15 protein-coding genes are annotated in these 14521 nt (G+C 60.3%); 10 read left to right on the top strand and 5 right to left on the bottom strand.

The features are described from left to right. Window positions 1-78: 78 nt before the first annotated feature. Complete coding sequence (gene phaR / locus OP494_RS00300; protein ID WP_280538753.1) at window positions 79-537, bottom strand: polyhydroxyalkanoate synthesis repressor PhaR; 459 nt, start codon at window positions 535-537, stop codon at window positions 79-81. Window positions 538-654: 117 nt separating this feature from the next. Here phaR and OP494_RS00295 point away from each other — a divergent pair, with 117 nt between their 5' ends. The 3 genes from OP494_RS00295 to OP494_RS00285 all read left to right on the top strand — a co-directional run bounded on the left by OP494_RS00295 (window position 655) and on the right by OP494_RS00285 (window position 4448). Continuing rightward, on the top strand, window positions 655-1365 hold the full coding sequence (locus tag OP494_RS00295; protein ID WP_280538752.1) for a 16S rRNA (uracil(1498)-N(3))-methyltransferase: 711 nt from the start codon (window positions 655-657) through the stop codon (window positions 1363-1365). 182 nt (window positions 1366-1547) lie between these two features. Continuing rightward, window positions 1548-2882 carry a PAS domain-containing methyl-accepting chemotaxis protein gene (locus tag OP494_RS00290; RefSeq protein ID WP_280538751.1) on the top strand — a complete coding sequence of 445 codons (1335 nt, stop codon included), beginning with the start codon at window positions 1548-1550 and terminating at the stop codon, window positions 2880-2882. A 207-nt stretch (window positions 2883-3089) separates the two neighbouring features. Beyond that, window positions 3090-4448, top strand: a complete 1359-nt coding sequence (locus OP494_RS00285) for a methyl-accepting chemotaxis protein (protein ID WP_280538750.1) — start codon at window positions 3090-3092, stop codon at window positions 4446-4448. A 9-nt stretch (window positions 4449-4457) separates the two neighbouring features. Here OP494_RS00285 and OP494_RS00280 read toward each other — a convergent pair whose 3' ends face one another. Then, the gene (locus OP494_RS00280; protein ID WP_280538749.1) at window positions 4458-5750 is read right to left on the bottom strand and encodes a lytic murein transglycosylase; all 1293 of its coding nucleotides are present in this window, start codon (window positions 5748-5750) and stop codon (window positions 4458-4460) included. A 310-nt stretch (window positions 5751-6060) separates the two neighbouring features. On the opposite strand from OP494_RS00280, the gene OP494_RS00275 reads away from it, so the two are divergent. The 7 genes from OP494_RS00275 to OP494_RS00245 all read left to right on the top strand — a co-directional run bounded on the left by OP494_RS00275 (window position 6061) and on the right by OP494_RS00245 (window position 12160). Further along, window positions 6061-6237: a hypothetical protein gene (locus tag OP494_RS00275; protein WP_175575915.1), complete on the top strand. Its 177-nt coding sequence runs from the start codon at window positions 6061-6063 to the stop codon at window positions 6235-6237. A 91-nt stretch (window positions 6238-6328) separates the two neighbouring features. After that, on the top strand, window positions 6329-9130 hold the full coding sequence (locus OP494_RS00270; RefSeq protein WP_280538748.1) for a monovalent cation/H+ antiporter subunit A: 2802 nt from the start codon (window positions 6329-6331) through the stop codon (window positions 9128-9130). Then, window positions 9130-9480, top strand: a complete 351-nt coding sequence (locus OP494_RS00265) for a Na+/H+ antiporter subunit C (RefSeq protein ID WP_178997732.1) — start codon at window positions 9130-9132, stop codon at window positions 9478-9480. The genes OP494_RS00270 and OP494_RS00265 overlap by 1 nt, the downstream gene beginning before the upstream one ends. Beyond that, entirely contained in the window at window positions 9477-10991 is a 1515-nt protein-coding gene (locus tag OP494_RS00260; protein WP_280539170.1) for a monovalent cation/H+ antiporter subunit D, read from the top strand. Before OP494_RS00265 ends, OP494_RS00260 begins: the two co-directional genes overlap by 4 nt. Beyond that, complete coding sequence (locus OP494_RS00255; protein WP_280538747.1) at window positions 10988-11485, top strand: Na+/H+ antiporter subunit E; 498 nt, start codon at window positions 10988-10990, stop codon at window positions 11483-11485. The genes OP494_RS00260 and OP494_RS00255 overlap by 4 nt, the downstream gene beginning before the upstream one ends. Then, window positions 11479-11748, top strand: coding sequence for a K+/H+ antiporter subunit F (locus OP494_RS00250; protein WP_280538746.1), 270 nt, complete (start codon window positions 11479-11481; stop codon window positions 11746-11748). Before OP494_RS00255 ends, OP494_RS00250 begins: the two co-directional genes overlap by 7 nt. 10 nt (window positions 11749-11758) lie before the next feature. Further along, complete coding sequence (locus tag OP494_RS00245; RefSeq protein ID WP_280538745.1) at window positions 11759-12160, top strand: Na+/H+ antiporter subunit G; 402 nt, start codon at window positions 11759-11761, stop codon at window positions 12158-12160. Window positions 12161-12250: 90 nt separating this feature from the next. Here the strand turns inward: OP494_RS00245 and hemH are convergent, their stop codons facing one another. The 3 genes from hemH to OP494_RS00230 form a co-directional block, all read right to left on the bottom strand. Continuing rightward, entirely contained in the window at window positions 12251-13237 is a 987-nt protein-coding gene (gene hemH / locus OP494_RS00240; RefSeq protein WP_280538744.1) for a ferrochelatase, read from the bottom strand. A gap of 314 nt (window positions 13238-13551) precedes the next feature. Further along, complete coding sequence (locus tag OP494_RS00235) at window positions 13552-13854, bottom strand: DUF6482 family protein (RefSeq protein WP_280538742.1); 303 nt, start codon at window positions 13852-13854, stop codon at window positions 13552-13554. Between the two features lie 342 nt (window positions 13855-14196). Then, window positions 14197-14496 carry a hypothetical protein gene (locus OP494_RS00230; RefSeq protein ID WP_040244516.1) on the bottom strand — a complete coding sequence of 100 codons (300 nt, stop codon included), beginning with the start codon at window positions 14494-14496 and terminating at the stop codon, window positions 14197-14199. Window positions 14497-14521: the final 25 nt, after the last annotated feature.

The following is a 14521-nucleotide window of genomic DNA, read 5'->3' as shown; positions in this document are numbered from 1 at the left end:
GGATAAGACCTTATGGAGCTATGACGAAAAAGATCGAACCATTATGGCAGAAAGCGTGCGCCACGACAGAGCGCGACGTCAGCGTTCCGGCATATCATCGTCGGGCGCCTGGTGCTGACGCATCATGCGTTGCCAGAAACGCAGATTTTCCTCGGCCAGCTCCTGCATAGTCTCTACTGGCGAGTGACGAATCGCCTGCTGCCACTGATCCTGCATATGGCGCTGCTGTTCGAGCATCAGTTGCGTGCCTTGCTCGAGATAACGGGCCAGCGGCAAAGACTGCCCCATGGCGTAAATACGGATCAATTGTTCGAGCAAGTTATTGGAGAAGACATCGGCATCGTTGTCGTTGCGCTGCTCCTGCTCGGTGATGATCGACAGCAGGATGGGCCGGGTCAGATCTTCACCGCTCTTGGCATCCTCGACGCGAAACGGCACCTCGTCGAGTACCAGGCAACGCAAATCCTCCAGCGTCACATAGTGACTCTGCTGAGTATCGTAGAGACGACGATTGGCATACTTGCGTATCACGCGCACGGCGCAGTCCTTACTAAGGCTTTCATTGCATTGTGCACCGACATTCGAGCAGCGCAAGCCACCCACGACAGCACGGGGGCATAATAGTAGACTACGCGCGCCATTCGCGGAGCTTTCATGAACCTCATCCTCTTCGACGACAACGACCGCCTCGATGCCCAGCGCATGCATCTGCGCGACCCCGTACGCCTACGCCATCTGCGCGAAATACATCGCGCCGTGCCCGGCGACGAACTGAGCGTGGGCCTGGTCGGCGGCGCGCTGGGGCGCGGGCGGCTACAGTCACTGGATGACACGGGTGCCGTTTTCACGGTCACCCTGGATCGCGATCCCCCCGCGCCGTTGCCGGTCCATCTGCTGTTGGCGCTGCCGCGTCCTCGCATGCTAGCCCGCACGCTCGAGCACGTCACCGCTTTGGGGGTGAAACAGCTTACCCTGCTGCATACTCGGCGCGTCGAAAAAAGCTACTGGCAGTCGCCGGAACTAACCCCCGAGAAGATCCGCCATCATCTCATCCTCGGACTCGAGCAGGCACGCGACACGCATCTGCCATGCGTGACATTCGAGCCACGTTTCAAGCCCTTCATCGAGGATCGCCTGCCTGTACAACTGAGCGGGCGTCGCGCGCTGATCGCACATCCCGGCATGGCCACGACCTGCCCACGCGGCCTCGACGAACCCGTCACACTAGCGATCGGCCCCGAAGGCGGCTTCGTGCCTTACGAAGTCGAGCGGTTCCAGGCCCTCGGTTTCGAAGGCGTGCACCTGGGCGAGCGTATCCTGCGCGTCGAAACCGCCGTGACCGCGCTGCTCGCACGCCTTTTCTGACCCTCACCCGGCGCCCCATCCGCACCGCCTCTGTATGAGGCAAGATTAAGGCGCTAACTTGCCTTCGGTTTGCTTATTCGCGCATGCGATTCGCGGAGCCCTCAATCCGCTGCCGATACTGTCGATATTCAGTAGTCGACCTCGACAAGGTTTCGCCAAGGATAATAAGAGGAACGCAGGATATGGGCTTATTTCGTTTGCCACACCAGCATGCAGCCGTACTCAATGCCATCCATCGCGCCATGGCGGTCATCGAGTTCTCGCCCCAGGGTGTCATCCTCTCAGCCAATGCCAATTTCCTCGCTACCACCGGCTATCAGGCCGAAACGCTGCTCGGTCAGCATCACCGGCTGCTATGTGATCGCGAATTGGCTGTAAGCCATGAGTACGCGGCTTTCTGCGAGCGCCTGCGCCAGGGAGAGTTCATCGCCGGTCGCTTCAAGCGCGTGGCGCGCGACGGCCGACCTCTTTGGCTAGAAGCTTCCTACAATCCCATCACCGACCGACACGGCAAGGTCGTTCGTGTAGTCAAGACAGCAACCGACATCAGCGAGCGCGTTCGTCGCGAACAGGACATGAAAAGCCGGCTCAACGCCCTCGACCGCTCTATGGCCATCATCGAGTTCACCCCCGATGGCCATATCATCACCGCCAACCGGAATTTCCTCGATACCGTGGGCTACACTCTCCAGGAGATCGAGGGCATGCACCACCGCATTTTCTGCGCACGCAACTACGCCGAAGGCCAGGAATATCGCGCTTTTTGGCACCGTCTTAACGCCGGTGAGTTCATGTCAGGGCAGTTTCAACGCGTCGACAAGCAGGGCCATACCCTGTGGCTCGAAGCAAGTTACAATCCAGTCTTCGATCCCGATGGGCATCTCTACAAGGTGGTCAAGTTCGCCACCAACATCACCGATCGCGTGACGCGCGAGAACGAAAGCGCGCAGATGGCCTACCGCATCTCCTCGACGACCGAAGCGTCGGCGAACGACGGCTCACGCATCATCAACGACACCGTCGAGGAAATCCGTCGTATTGCCGAGCAGGTCGCCAGCACCTCACAACAACTCGCCACGCTGGAACAACGCTCTACCGACATCAACAAAGTGGTCGAGAGCATCCACGACATCGCCGAACAAACCAACCTATTGGCACTCAATGCCGCTATCGAAGCGGCACGCGCCGGCGAACACGGTCGCGGCTTCGCGGTCGTGTCTCATGAGGTCCGCCAGCTCTCGCTACGCACCTCGCAAGCCACTCAGGATATCACCGCGACCATCGCCAGCCTGCGCGACCTTACCCAGGAAGTGAGCAGCGGCATGCAGGCCTGCATAGGCAGTGTCGACAACGGCGTACGCATGGCTGGCGAGGCCGGGCAAGCCATCGACAAGATTCGCTCCGGCGCCAACGACGTAGTCAGTGCCATTCAGCACGTCGCCTCGTCTCTCCCGCAGCTCGAAGCCGACAACGACCTCCCGACTGCCTTGCGTGGCATGAGTACCGCTCACGCCTGACAACCGGCTGTTCATATTCTGTGATCCCCTTCCCGCCTGGCCGCGTCTTGTAACGCCGGCCGGGCGATTGCCGTCGCAATTACTTCAAACGCTCAGCATATTTGTACAATTATTGTATATATTTTGCGCGAGAGCTACTCTGTGTCCTGGCATCGTTCACAAAAAGAAACATTTTCCAGCCCATCTTCCTCAGGACACGGAGTCACCATGGCCCATTTCCGCCAGCATCGCCGCGACGTCGCCACGCTCAAAGCACTCGATCGCGCCACCGCCATCATTCACTTTCATCCGGACGGGACGGTGCTCGATGCCAACGCGAATTTCCTGAAAATAACGGGGTACCGTCTCGACGAGCTTCAAGGGCGACACCATCGTTTGTTGTGCGAGCCAACTCACGCACAAAGCCCCGCTTACCGCGACTTCTGGCGGCGTCTGGCGCATGGCGAATACATGACCGGACGCTACAAGCGCCTCGGCAAAGGCGGACGAACCCTCTGGCTTGAAGCGTCTTATACGCCGATTATCGGGCGCTCGGGACAGGTCAAGCGCGTGGTCAAGACAGCCAGCGACATCACCGACAAGGTGCGTGCCGAGAGCGACATGCGTAGCCGCCTCGACGCCCTGGATCGCTCGACGGCCATCATCGAATTCACGCCTGCTGGCGATATCCTGACCGCCAACGCCAACTTCCTGGCAACCGTGGGATATCGTCTCGAAGAGGTCGTGGGGGCCCACCACCGTCTTTTCTGCGAGGCCGAATACGCCAGCAGCCAGGAATACGATGACTTCTGGACGCGTCTCAATGCCGGAGAATTCATCGCTGGCGAGTTCAAGCGTCTCGATAGCCGGGGACGGACACTGTGGCTCGAGGCCACCTACAACCCTGTTTTCGATGATGATGGAAACTTGTACAAGATCATCAAGTTCGCCACCGACATCACACAGCGTGTTGAGCGCCATCAGGCGGAAGCGAACAGCGCCCACATGGCGTATCGCATTTCCAGCGACACTGACGTCAGCGCCACCGACGGTACACGCATCATCGGCGAGGTCGTCGAAAACATCCGCCACATCGAGGCACGAATCCGCCAGACATCCACCGTCATTGCCGAACTCACGCGCCACTCGCAAGACATCAATGCCGTCATCGAGAATATTCAGAAAATCACCGAGCAGACCAACCTACTGGCACTCAATGCCGCCATCGAAGCGGCACGCGCCGGAGAACATGGCCGCGGATTCGCTGTGGTTGCCCGCGAGGTGCGCGAACTCTCGACCCGCACGGCGCACGCCACCCGCGATATCATCTCGACGATCGATACCCTGCGCGGGCTGACCCAACATGCTGATGCGGGGATGCGCGACTGCCTGAGCGGTGTGGAAAGAGGGGTACGGCGCGCGGAAGACGCCGGCGAGACGATTCAACGCATACGCCAAGGGGCCAATGAAGTGGTGGCCGCCATTGAGCGCTTCTCCGCAACGCTGGACGACGATCGACGCGATGAACCGAGACCGGCCCATCCATCACCGCAGGCGATCGCGGCGCCTATGCCTGCGACCGCCTGAGCGACACACTTACCGTACGGATGCGTCGCGAAGCCTGTCGAGCAAGGCATGCGTAGGGAAGCCGTCCGGTGTCATGTCTTGGCTACGCTGGAATTCGCGCAGGCCACGACGCGTGTTGGGGCCCACGATGCCATCCGGCGCCCCGCCGGTAGAAAAGCCCAGCGCGTTGAGTCGACGCTGCATCTCCTTGACTTGGGTGCGCGAAAGCGGTTCGAGATCGCGTGGCCAGTCGCCTTGGATGCCATCACCACCCGCGATGCGTTCGGCCAGCGCCGCGACAGCCAAGGCGTAACTGGTGGAGGCGTTATAGCGCATGATGACCCGAAAGTTAGGGCCCACCATAAACGCAGGACCGCGTACACCCGCCGGGGCAATCACCGAGGCCTCGTCGAACGACGGCCACGTATCTCCTCGTGCACGTACGCCTTGCGAGCGCCATTCATCGCTAGAATGACGCACCGCGAGCTCGCTCTGAGCGTAATCGAAGTCATCGGGCAGCGTGACTTCCACGCCCCAAGGTTGCCCGGCCCGCCAACCGGCTTGCTCAAGGTAATATGCGGTCGAGGCCATCACGTCGTCCACGCTGCCCCAGATATCACGCCGGCCATCGCCGTCAGCGTCGACGGCATAGGAAAGGAAACTCGACGGCAAGAATTGCGTGTGCCCCATGGCGCCCGCCCACGAGCCACGCATGTGCTCGCGATCGATATCGCCGCTTTGCAGGATCTCCAAGGCCGCGAGCAGTTCGCGGCGGGCGAAGTCTTGACGCCGTCCCTCGAATCCTAGCGTGGCTAGCGCATCGATGGTCGAAAAGTGGCCAAAATAGCTGCCGTAGTTGCTTTCCACGCCCCAAATCGCCGTCAATATCTCGGCCGGCACCGCGTAGCGATTCTCCGCCCGCATCGCGGCATCGCGGTGGTCATCGAGTTTTGCACGCCCCTGGCGGACGCGCTGATCGGAGACCGCCGTGTCCAGATACGCCCACACCGGGCGAGAGAACTCCGGTTGCGAGCGGTCGAGCTCAATGATGCGCGGCTGAAAGCGGACATCGTCGAAGGCTGCCGCCAGCGTGACGGCATCAATGCCTTCCGCCGCCGCATGCTCCCGGTAGCCCTCCACCCAAGCGGCAAACCCCCGAGACGACGCTTGTTCGTCGTCCGAGGCCGTAGCGGTGTCGGCACTTGGCGCCTTCGCCGATGTGTTATCGACCTGGGCCGAAGAAGTCGCAGTATCGCTAGCCGCCATGCCTTGGCATCCCGCCAGGCAAAGCCCCAATGCGAGGCTGCAAATGGGTCGTTTCATGTGTCGTTCCTTGTCAATGACGACGATGAGGGCCAAGCGCCGAGCGACGCGGGCCGAATCAGGCCGACAGGCACAGCTGCCGCGCAGGGGCCATGCTACCTAGGCGGCGACGCCGCCACCAGAGCCCTTATGCTCTGAAAAACATGCACCGCTGCATCTTTCGCCACCCAGGCTATGGCGAGGCCAGGAAAGGACATGGTACATTCGATCAACCATCCCGTTTTGGCGCCCGACGCAACAAATCATCAATCAATACAAGCCGCTGTACGCATAGCTTCGCGCCGAAGCGTTCCGAAGGAGGAGAGACACCATGACAGGACACTCCCTGCCCGGCTGCCTGCCGCTGCGCATGCCCTGCCATTACGGTGCCCACCGTCTGTCACTCATGCCAGCCGGCGATGCAACCGACCGCACCCCTGCCTGGATGCTGGCACCCCGAGGTATCAGACGCCCTTATCTGACGGACCCTCCCGTCGTTCGCGACTGACGTTCGCGCTGCCGCCGTCCATACTCGTATCCGAACCTCCGCCCGGACGGTCGCGGGTACCCTCAAACGTTAAACGACAAGAGCAAGTTGCATGTCATTGCTACTGATCGTGCTGTTGCCGCTGCTCGGCAGTCTTTTGCCATTGCTGAGTTCGAACCAGCGACGCCATCAATGCGCGCTGTTGACCGCCGCGATGCCACTCATCGCACTATTGGTCACATTACGCGAGACGCCCGGCGTGCTCGCCGGCGAGGTGCCGCGCCTGGCCTTCTCGTGGGTGCCAGCCCTGGGCCTTGACCTTGCCTTGCGCCTCGATGGTCTCTCGCTATTGTTCGTGCTGCTGATCCTGGGGATTGGGCTGCTGATCATCCTCTATGCGCGCCACTACTTGGCCGAAGCGGACAACATGCCGCGCTTCTATGCGTATTTGATGCTCTTCATGACCTCGATGCTGGGCATCGTGATGGCCGACAACCTGATCCTGCTATGGATGTTCTGGGAGTTGACCAGCCTGTCGTCATTCTTGCTGATCGGCTTCTGGAGCCATCAATCAGCCGCACGCAAAGGCGCTCGCATGGCGCTGGCCGTCACCGGCATGGGAGGGCTAGCACTGCTGGCTGGCTTTATTCTGATCGGCCAGATCGTGGGCAGCTTCGACATGCAGACAGTGCTCGATAGCCGCGATGTCATCCTTGCAGATCCGCGTTATCTGCCAGCGCTGCTACTGGTTCTGCTCGGCGCATTCACCAAGTCGGCGCAGTTTCCGTTCCAGTTCTGGCTTCCCCAAGCCATGGCGGCACCGACACCGGTATCGGCCTTTCTGCACTCGGCGACCATGGTCAAGGCCGGGGTCTTCCTGCTGGCCCGCCTGCATCCAGCACTGGCCGGATCGCAAGAGTGGCTTTACCTGGTCAGCCTGACCGGGCTGGTGACCATGCTTTTCGGCGCCTATTTCGCGCTGATCAAGCTCGACCTCAAAACGATTCTGGCATATTCGACGGTCAGCCATCTGGGACTGATCACCATGCTGTTCGGCCTCAACAGCCAGATGGCGGTGGTCGCCGGCCTTTTCCATATTCTCAACCACGCGACCTTCAAGGCAGCGCTGTTCATGACCGCCGGCATCGTCGACCACGAGTGCGGCACGCGAGATATTCGCAAGCTCAAGGGACTATGGCGCTACATGCCGATGACTACCGCGCTGGCCACCATCACCGCCGCCTCAATGGCCGGTTTTCCCTTGCTCAATGGCTTTCTCTCCAAGGAGATGATGCTCGCCGAAACGCTTGAGACGCCGCTTCTCGGCGGCTTGGCGTGGTTGATCCCGGCTTTGGCTACCATCGGGAGCATCCTCGCCGCCGCGTACTCGCTACGCTACGTGCGCAATACTTTCTTCGACGGTAACAGGCCGCGCGAGCTGGAAAAGACCCCACACGAAGCGCCGTTTCCCTTGCGCCTGCCCGTCCTGGTGCTAGCGATCGTGTGCATCGTCATCGGGCTTTTCCCCGCCTTCACCGCCACGGGGCTACTGACGGCCGCCGCCGACGCGGCCTTGACGATGCCCGCCCCCGAACTTCACCTCAGCATCTGGCACGGTTTCAATCTGCCCTTGCTGATGAGCGCGATCGCGCTGATCGGTGGCCTCCTGGTGTACGCGCTTCGCCAGCATCTTTTCACCTTCCACCGCCAGTTCCCGTCGCGCGACTCGCTGGCCATCTTCGAGGGCGCCGTTCAGCGACTGATACGCTTCACTCAGTGGGCCATCGATACTCTCGAAAACGGTTCACTGCAACGCTACATGTTGTGGGTCGTCATCAGCGCCCTGGTCGTGTCTGGCATGAGTTTGATGGGAATCGAGACCTTGAAAGGCGAGCTGGCCATTCAGAAGGCCGACCCCTTGCTCATCGTCGGTGCCGCGATCACCTGTTTCGCTGGTTTGGCGACGGCTTTCCTGCATCGCCGCCGCCTGATTTCGCTGATCATGCTCTCGGTGGTCGGCCTGATGGCGTCGCTGGCTTTCGCGCGCTTCTCGGCGCCTGACCTGGCACTGACTCAGCTAGCAGTCGAGGTGGTCACGGTCATTCTCTTGATGTTGGCGCTATTCTTCCTGCCACAGAAGACGCCCAAAGAGTCGAGTGCGTCGCGCATCGTGCGCGATGTCCTGATGGCCGCGGGCTTCGGCGGCGTGGTGGCAAGCCTTAACTATGCTCTGCTGACACGCCCCTTGAACTCGATTTCCGACTATTTCCTCGAGCACAGTGTGCCCGGCGGCGGCGGGCATAACGTGGTCAATGTGATTCTGGTCGATTTCCGTGGCTTCGATACTCTGGGCGAGATCACGGTGCTATGTATCGCGGGGATCGGCATCTACAAGCTACTCAATCGCTTGCGCCTGTTCATGCCCTCCAGCGATAGCGAAGGACGCCCCTGGTCACCGGATCGCTACCCCATGATTCTGGCCTCGGTTTCCCAATCGCTATTGCCCATGGCCTTGCTGGTCTCGGTCTTCATTTTCCTGCGCGGCCACAACGCCCCGGGCGGTGGCTTCATCGCGGGGCTGGTGACGGCGGTGGCGTTGATCCTTATGTACATCGCCCATGGAGTCGAATGGGCCCAGCAACGCTTGTCGTTCCAGTATCAGCCGATCGCCGTCGCTGGCGTCGCCATTGCCGCTCTGACCGGGGTTGGCAGTTGGGTCTTCGGGTATCCGTTCTTGACCTCGGCTTTCGGCCATTTCCACATCCCGCTGATCGGTGATGTGGAGCTGGCGACGGCCATGCTGTTCGATCTCGGTGTCTACCTTACCGTGGTCGGTGCCACGCTGATGATCCTTGCCAACCTGGGCAAGGTAACCACATCGCACCGCCCCTCCAAGCAGAAGGAGAAAGCGTGATGGAAGCGCTATTCGCGACCACCACGGGGATCCTGGCCGCCAGTGGGTTGTATCTGGCGCTACGCGGGCGAACCTTTCCCGTGGTGGTCGGCCTGACGTTATTGTCCTATGCCGTCAACCTGTTCTTGTTCTCAACCGGGGGGCTCACCACCGACGGTGCGGCCGTGATCAGCGATGGCGCCGGCAAGTATGCCGACCCGCTACCGCAGGCATTGGTGCTTACTGCCATCGTCATCGGCTTCGCCATGACCGCCTTCTCGGTGATCCTCGCCATGCGCGTACGCGGTGACGTGGGCAGCGACCACGTCAACGGCAACCGTGTCGACGAGCCGCGGGAGGACAAGTCCTGATGCAGCATTTGATCATTCTGCCGGTTCTTTTGCCGCTGCTCACTGGAGTGGCATTGCTGATCCATCGTGGCGGCGCGCTAACCTTACGCCGCACAGCCAACGTCCTCTCTACCGTCGCGCTGGTAGTGGTGGGAATCTTGCTGGTCGCCGAAAGCACCGACGACACCATCCGCTATTACGCTCTGGGCGACTGGCAGCCGCCATTCGGCATCATTCTAGTACTCGACCGTCTGTCCGCTCTGATGGTGCTGCTTACGTCGCTGCTGGCTCTGGGCAGCTTGCTCTATGCTTGCGCAGGGGACGACGAGCAAGGCTCCAACTTTCACGGCTTGTTCCAGCTGCAACTGATGGGCATCAACGGCGCCTTTCTGACCGGCGATCTCTTCAACCTATTCGTCTTCTTCGAAGTACTGCTCATCGCCTCCTATGCGTTGTTGATGCACGGCGGTGGCAAGGCACGCACGCATGCTGGCTTTCATTACGTGGCGCTCAACTTGCTAGGGTCGATGCTGTTTCTGATCGCGCTGGGCATCCTCTATGGCACCATGGGCACGCTCAACATGGCCGACATGTCAGCAGTCGTGACCACGCTGGATACCGCCGATCTGGGATTGGTAAAGGCCGGCGCCCTGTTGCTGCTGATCGTCTTCGGGCTCAAGGCAGCCATGTTGCCGCTATACTTCTGGTTACCGCGCGCCTATGCCGCCGCGCCGGCACCTATAGCAGCCCTTTTCGCGATCATGACCAAGGTCGGGATCTATTCGATCATCCGTGTGTATACGCTGATCTTCGGCGAGCAGGCCGGCCCACTGGCCAATCTCGCTCAGCCGTGGATATGGTGGCTAGGTTTGGCCACGCTCGCGCTCGGTGCCGTAGGCGTGTTATCGGCACGCGACATGCGCACCCAGGTGGCGTATCTGATTCTGGTCTCGGCGGGCACCCTGCTGGCGGGTATCGGCATGCACAGCGAAGTCGCGCTGGGCGCACTGCTGTATTACTTGATCCACACCACCTTGGTCAGTGGCGGCATGTTCCTGCTGGTCGATGCCATTGCACAGCAACGCGGCAAGGCCGGGGCGCGCATCGTACAGTCCCGTACGCTGACGCAGCCCGCCACGCTGGGTCTGCTGTTCTTCGCCGGCGCCATCGCCATGGCCGGCTTACCGCCTCTGTCCGGTGCCTTCGGCAAGGCCCTGCTGCTGCAGGCCGCAACGACGGCACAGCAGCATTGGTTGTGGCCGATTCTTCTAGGTAGCGGGCTAGCTTCCTTGATAGCACTATCACGCACCGGCTCGACCATCTTCTGGCGGGCGTCTGGCGAGAAGACCGGTATCACGCTCGGACCACTGCGCGTCACTGGCACGCTCATGCTGATCGGCTGTGCGCCGCTAATGGTGGCCTTCGCCGGCCCCCTTACAGCGTTCACCCAGGCGACCGCCGCCCAATTGCTCGACCGTGATGCGTATGTAGAATCCATTATCGCCCGCGGCGACACTGGAGGTGATACATGATTCGTCCTCGCAAGTGGCTACCAATGCCGCTGTTGTCCGTCTTGCTACTGATCGTGTGGCTGCTGTTGATGAACGGCGTTGCCTTGGGGCACTGGTTGCTCGGCGGCTTTCTGGCCATCGTCATCCCGCTGATTACCAAGCCCTTCTGGGAGGCACAGCCTAGGATCAAGAAGCCTTGGCTCATGGTGCGTTACTTCTTCCGGGTGCTGCTCGATATCGTGGTCGCCAACCTGGAGGCCTCCAAGGTCATACTCGACCCACGAGGACGGGCGCGCCCCGCCTTCATCGAGTATCCGCTCGAGCTTCAGGAGAATTTCGCGATCACCATGCTAGCCAGCACCATTACCTTGACGCCGGGAACGGTCTCGGCGCATCTGCGCATGGATGGTAAGACGCTGCTGATCCATGCCTTGGATGTGGGCGATATCGACGATATGAAGTGTCATATCCATGAGCGCTACGAGCGTCCGCTCAAGGAGATCTTCGAATGCTAGATTTTGCCCTCAAGGTCAGCGTGGCGTTGTTATCGGTCGCGATCGTGCTCAACCTTTACCGTGTCGCAGTCGGCCCCAGCCTGCCCGACCGCATCCTGGCGCTGGACACCATGTATGTAAATTCCATCGCCTTGATCGTGCTGTTCGGTCTCTGGCTGGGCCATCGCACCTATTTCGAGGCGGCGTTGCTCATCGCCATGCTCGGTTTCGTGAGCACCGTGGCGGTTTGCAAGTACTTGCTACGTGGCGACATCATCGAATAGCGGAGGGACTATGATTGCCTTATATACGTTGATGGAAGGCGTCATTGCCTTCTTCTTGATCGCCGGCAGCATCTTCGCCTTGATTGGTTCACTGGGGCTGGCACGCATGAAGGATTTCTACATGCGCCTGCACGGTCCCTCGAAGATTTCTACGCTCGGCGTTGGCTGTGTACTGCTGGCCTCGATCGCCTATTTCAGCCTGCTCGAAAGCGGTCCCAGCCTGCAGGAACTCCTGATCACCATCTTTTTGTTCATTACCGCTCCCGTCTCCGCGCACCTGCTGAGCAAGAGCGCATTGCATCAGAAGCTCGAACGCGACCCCAGGACCCGCGGCAACCCCGAGGAGCTTCAGGAAGACGACGACGAGCGCACCCTCGAGGAAGCGCCCCAAGGTAATTCCAAACTGCCCTGAACTGCGCCTGACGCATAACAGACGACGCCCGATGGCTCTATGCCCTCGGGCGTCTGACGTATAGACGCCTCGTCGAAGTGATCAGCGGCGTTACCAACCCTGGGTATGCTGCTCGACGAGCGAGGCCAGAAGATCGATATGATCCTGACGATCGTTGAGCGCGGGAATGTACTGGTAGGCACCGCCGCCCGCTTCCTCGAAATAGCCACGATTCTCGACTTCAAGCTCTTCCAGCGTTTCCAGACAGTCGGCGGCAAAAGCGGGGCTGATCACGTTGACGCCCTCAAGACCCTCGGCGCCCCATGCCTTCAAGGTTTCGTCGGTATACGGCTTGAGCCATTCTTCGCGCCCGAAACGCGACTGGTAAGTCTGTCGCCACTCATCCGCCTCGAGCCCCAACGCCTCGGCCACGAGACGGCTGGTCTCTTCGCAATGCCGTGGGTAAGGATCGCCGGCATCGGCGTAGCGCTTGGGAATGCCGTGATAGGAAAACAGCAGTCGCGATTGCCGGCCATGCGCCGCCCAATGCTCGCGAACGCTTTCTGCCAGCGCCCCGATATAGGCCGGATGGTTATGGTAGTCGCGCACGAAACGTAACTCCGGCAAATGCGGACACGGTGCCAGGGCGCGCGCCAAGCGGTCGAATACCGCCCCCGTCGTCGTGGCGGAAAACTGCGGGTACAAAGGCAGCACCAGGATGCGCTCGACCCCGGCGTCACGTAACGCCAGGCCGGCTTCCTCCATACTGGGCTTGCCATAGGTCATCGCCAGCTCGACGGGGATTTCGGTGCCCATACGCGTCGCCAGCCGTTCCTTCAGCGCGCGTTGCTGGCGGCGCCCGATGGCGAGCAACGGTGAGCCATCCTCCCGCCACACGGAGGCATAGGCCTTGGCGACCCGCGGAGGCCGAATGCGCAGGATGATGCCATGCAGAATCGGCAACCACTTGGCGCGCGGCAGATCGATCACCCGCCGGTCGCCGAGGAATTCCGCCAGATAACGACGCACCGCTGACGCCGTCGGGGCCTCGGGCGTGCCAAGATTGACGAGCATGACGCCGAAGGGAGCTGACCCCATTGAAACCTCTCCTGTAAAAGACCTTAGTCGGTCAGTGTAACAAGCCAAGGGCACGTTGGGCTTATCGCGTTATACTATGAACACGATTTGTACAACATTTGGAGAACATACGTCCAAGGCTTTAACACGGTGTAGGACTGCCTAAGCGACATGCCCTGAAAAAGCGCGCGTAAATATTTGAAGAGAACGTCGTGAGGAGGGAGATGCCCGGTGCCTTCGCACCCAGGCCCCGGCTGCTCGCCGGGCGATAAATTCAGTATTACGGTTGGAGAATGGGGCGCTGAACGCGCGTTGGGCAGGTTATGTGTAGGACGTCAAAACACTAACGGCATGCGCGAAGTCAGCGGGGACTGATAATGCGTGTCACGGCCGATCACTTCGTCATGCGCAACCCACTGTACGAGATAGGCACGATGGATGCCTGCCTGTTTGAGCTCGGCATAGACATCGTCCAGGGCACGAAACAGCATCGGTTTGCCACGCCGCATCAGCGGGTAGCACTGACCTTCGATGTCCTCCACCTCGACGCGGTACAGGCGACTGCCCGCATGACTGATGACGCGAATCTCGAAGTTATGCTCCGCACCCACGAAGTGTTTGAGTTCGTTGATTTCCATAATGTTCTCCTTGAGAAAATAAAATTCGACAAGACATACGCCACCTACCGCAGCGCACGTCCAGCTTGCCTTATTCAGATGACAGACATGTTGCAACAAGTATGACGGGGAGCAGCGATCAACGTCTTGTCGAGGGGCGTACTATTCGTCTAAACATTGACTGAAAAGAGGAAAATACACTCATTGAGACGCATCGCCGCGCAAGAAGTTCCACCACTTGCGCGCTTGGCGAGGGAAATACGTAAAGGAAGGAGAAGATATGAAACGTTCAAACAGCGAGACGTCGAACAACGCTCGCCAGGAGCCGGCGTACCGGCCCCTGCATTGCCCCAACGCGATGTATCAAGAATCGCGCTGGTACGTGGATGGATCGATCGCCACCCCGAGCGAGTTCCGATCGACCCAGTTGCCCGCACGGGTTTCCTTGTAACGAAACACCACCCGATCACCGACCGAGACGGGAAGTTCGGCGTCTTCGGTCTGATAGCTGTAGGTTTCACCATCGACGACCAGGGAATAACGGTAGAGGTCGGGCATCCCCAACCATTCCTTGAACGGCCCTTCACGCTCGACGCTTTCCAGTTGGCCGCGCCCCTCGAGCTTGGGGGTACGTTTCTTGCCACGTTGAAATCCGCTCGCCATCTCCCCTCCTGTTCACTTGCGAGCC

This window comes from Chromohalobacter sp. 11-W, assembly GCF_029889905.1.
Lineage (GTDB): Bacteria > Pseudomonadota > Gammaproteobacteria > Pseudomonadales > Halomonadaceae > Chromohalobacter.
This window is presented reverse-complemented; position numbering and strand designations above follow the sequence as displayed.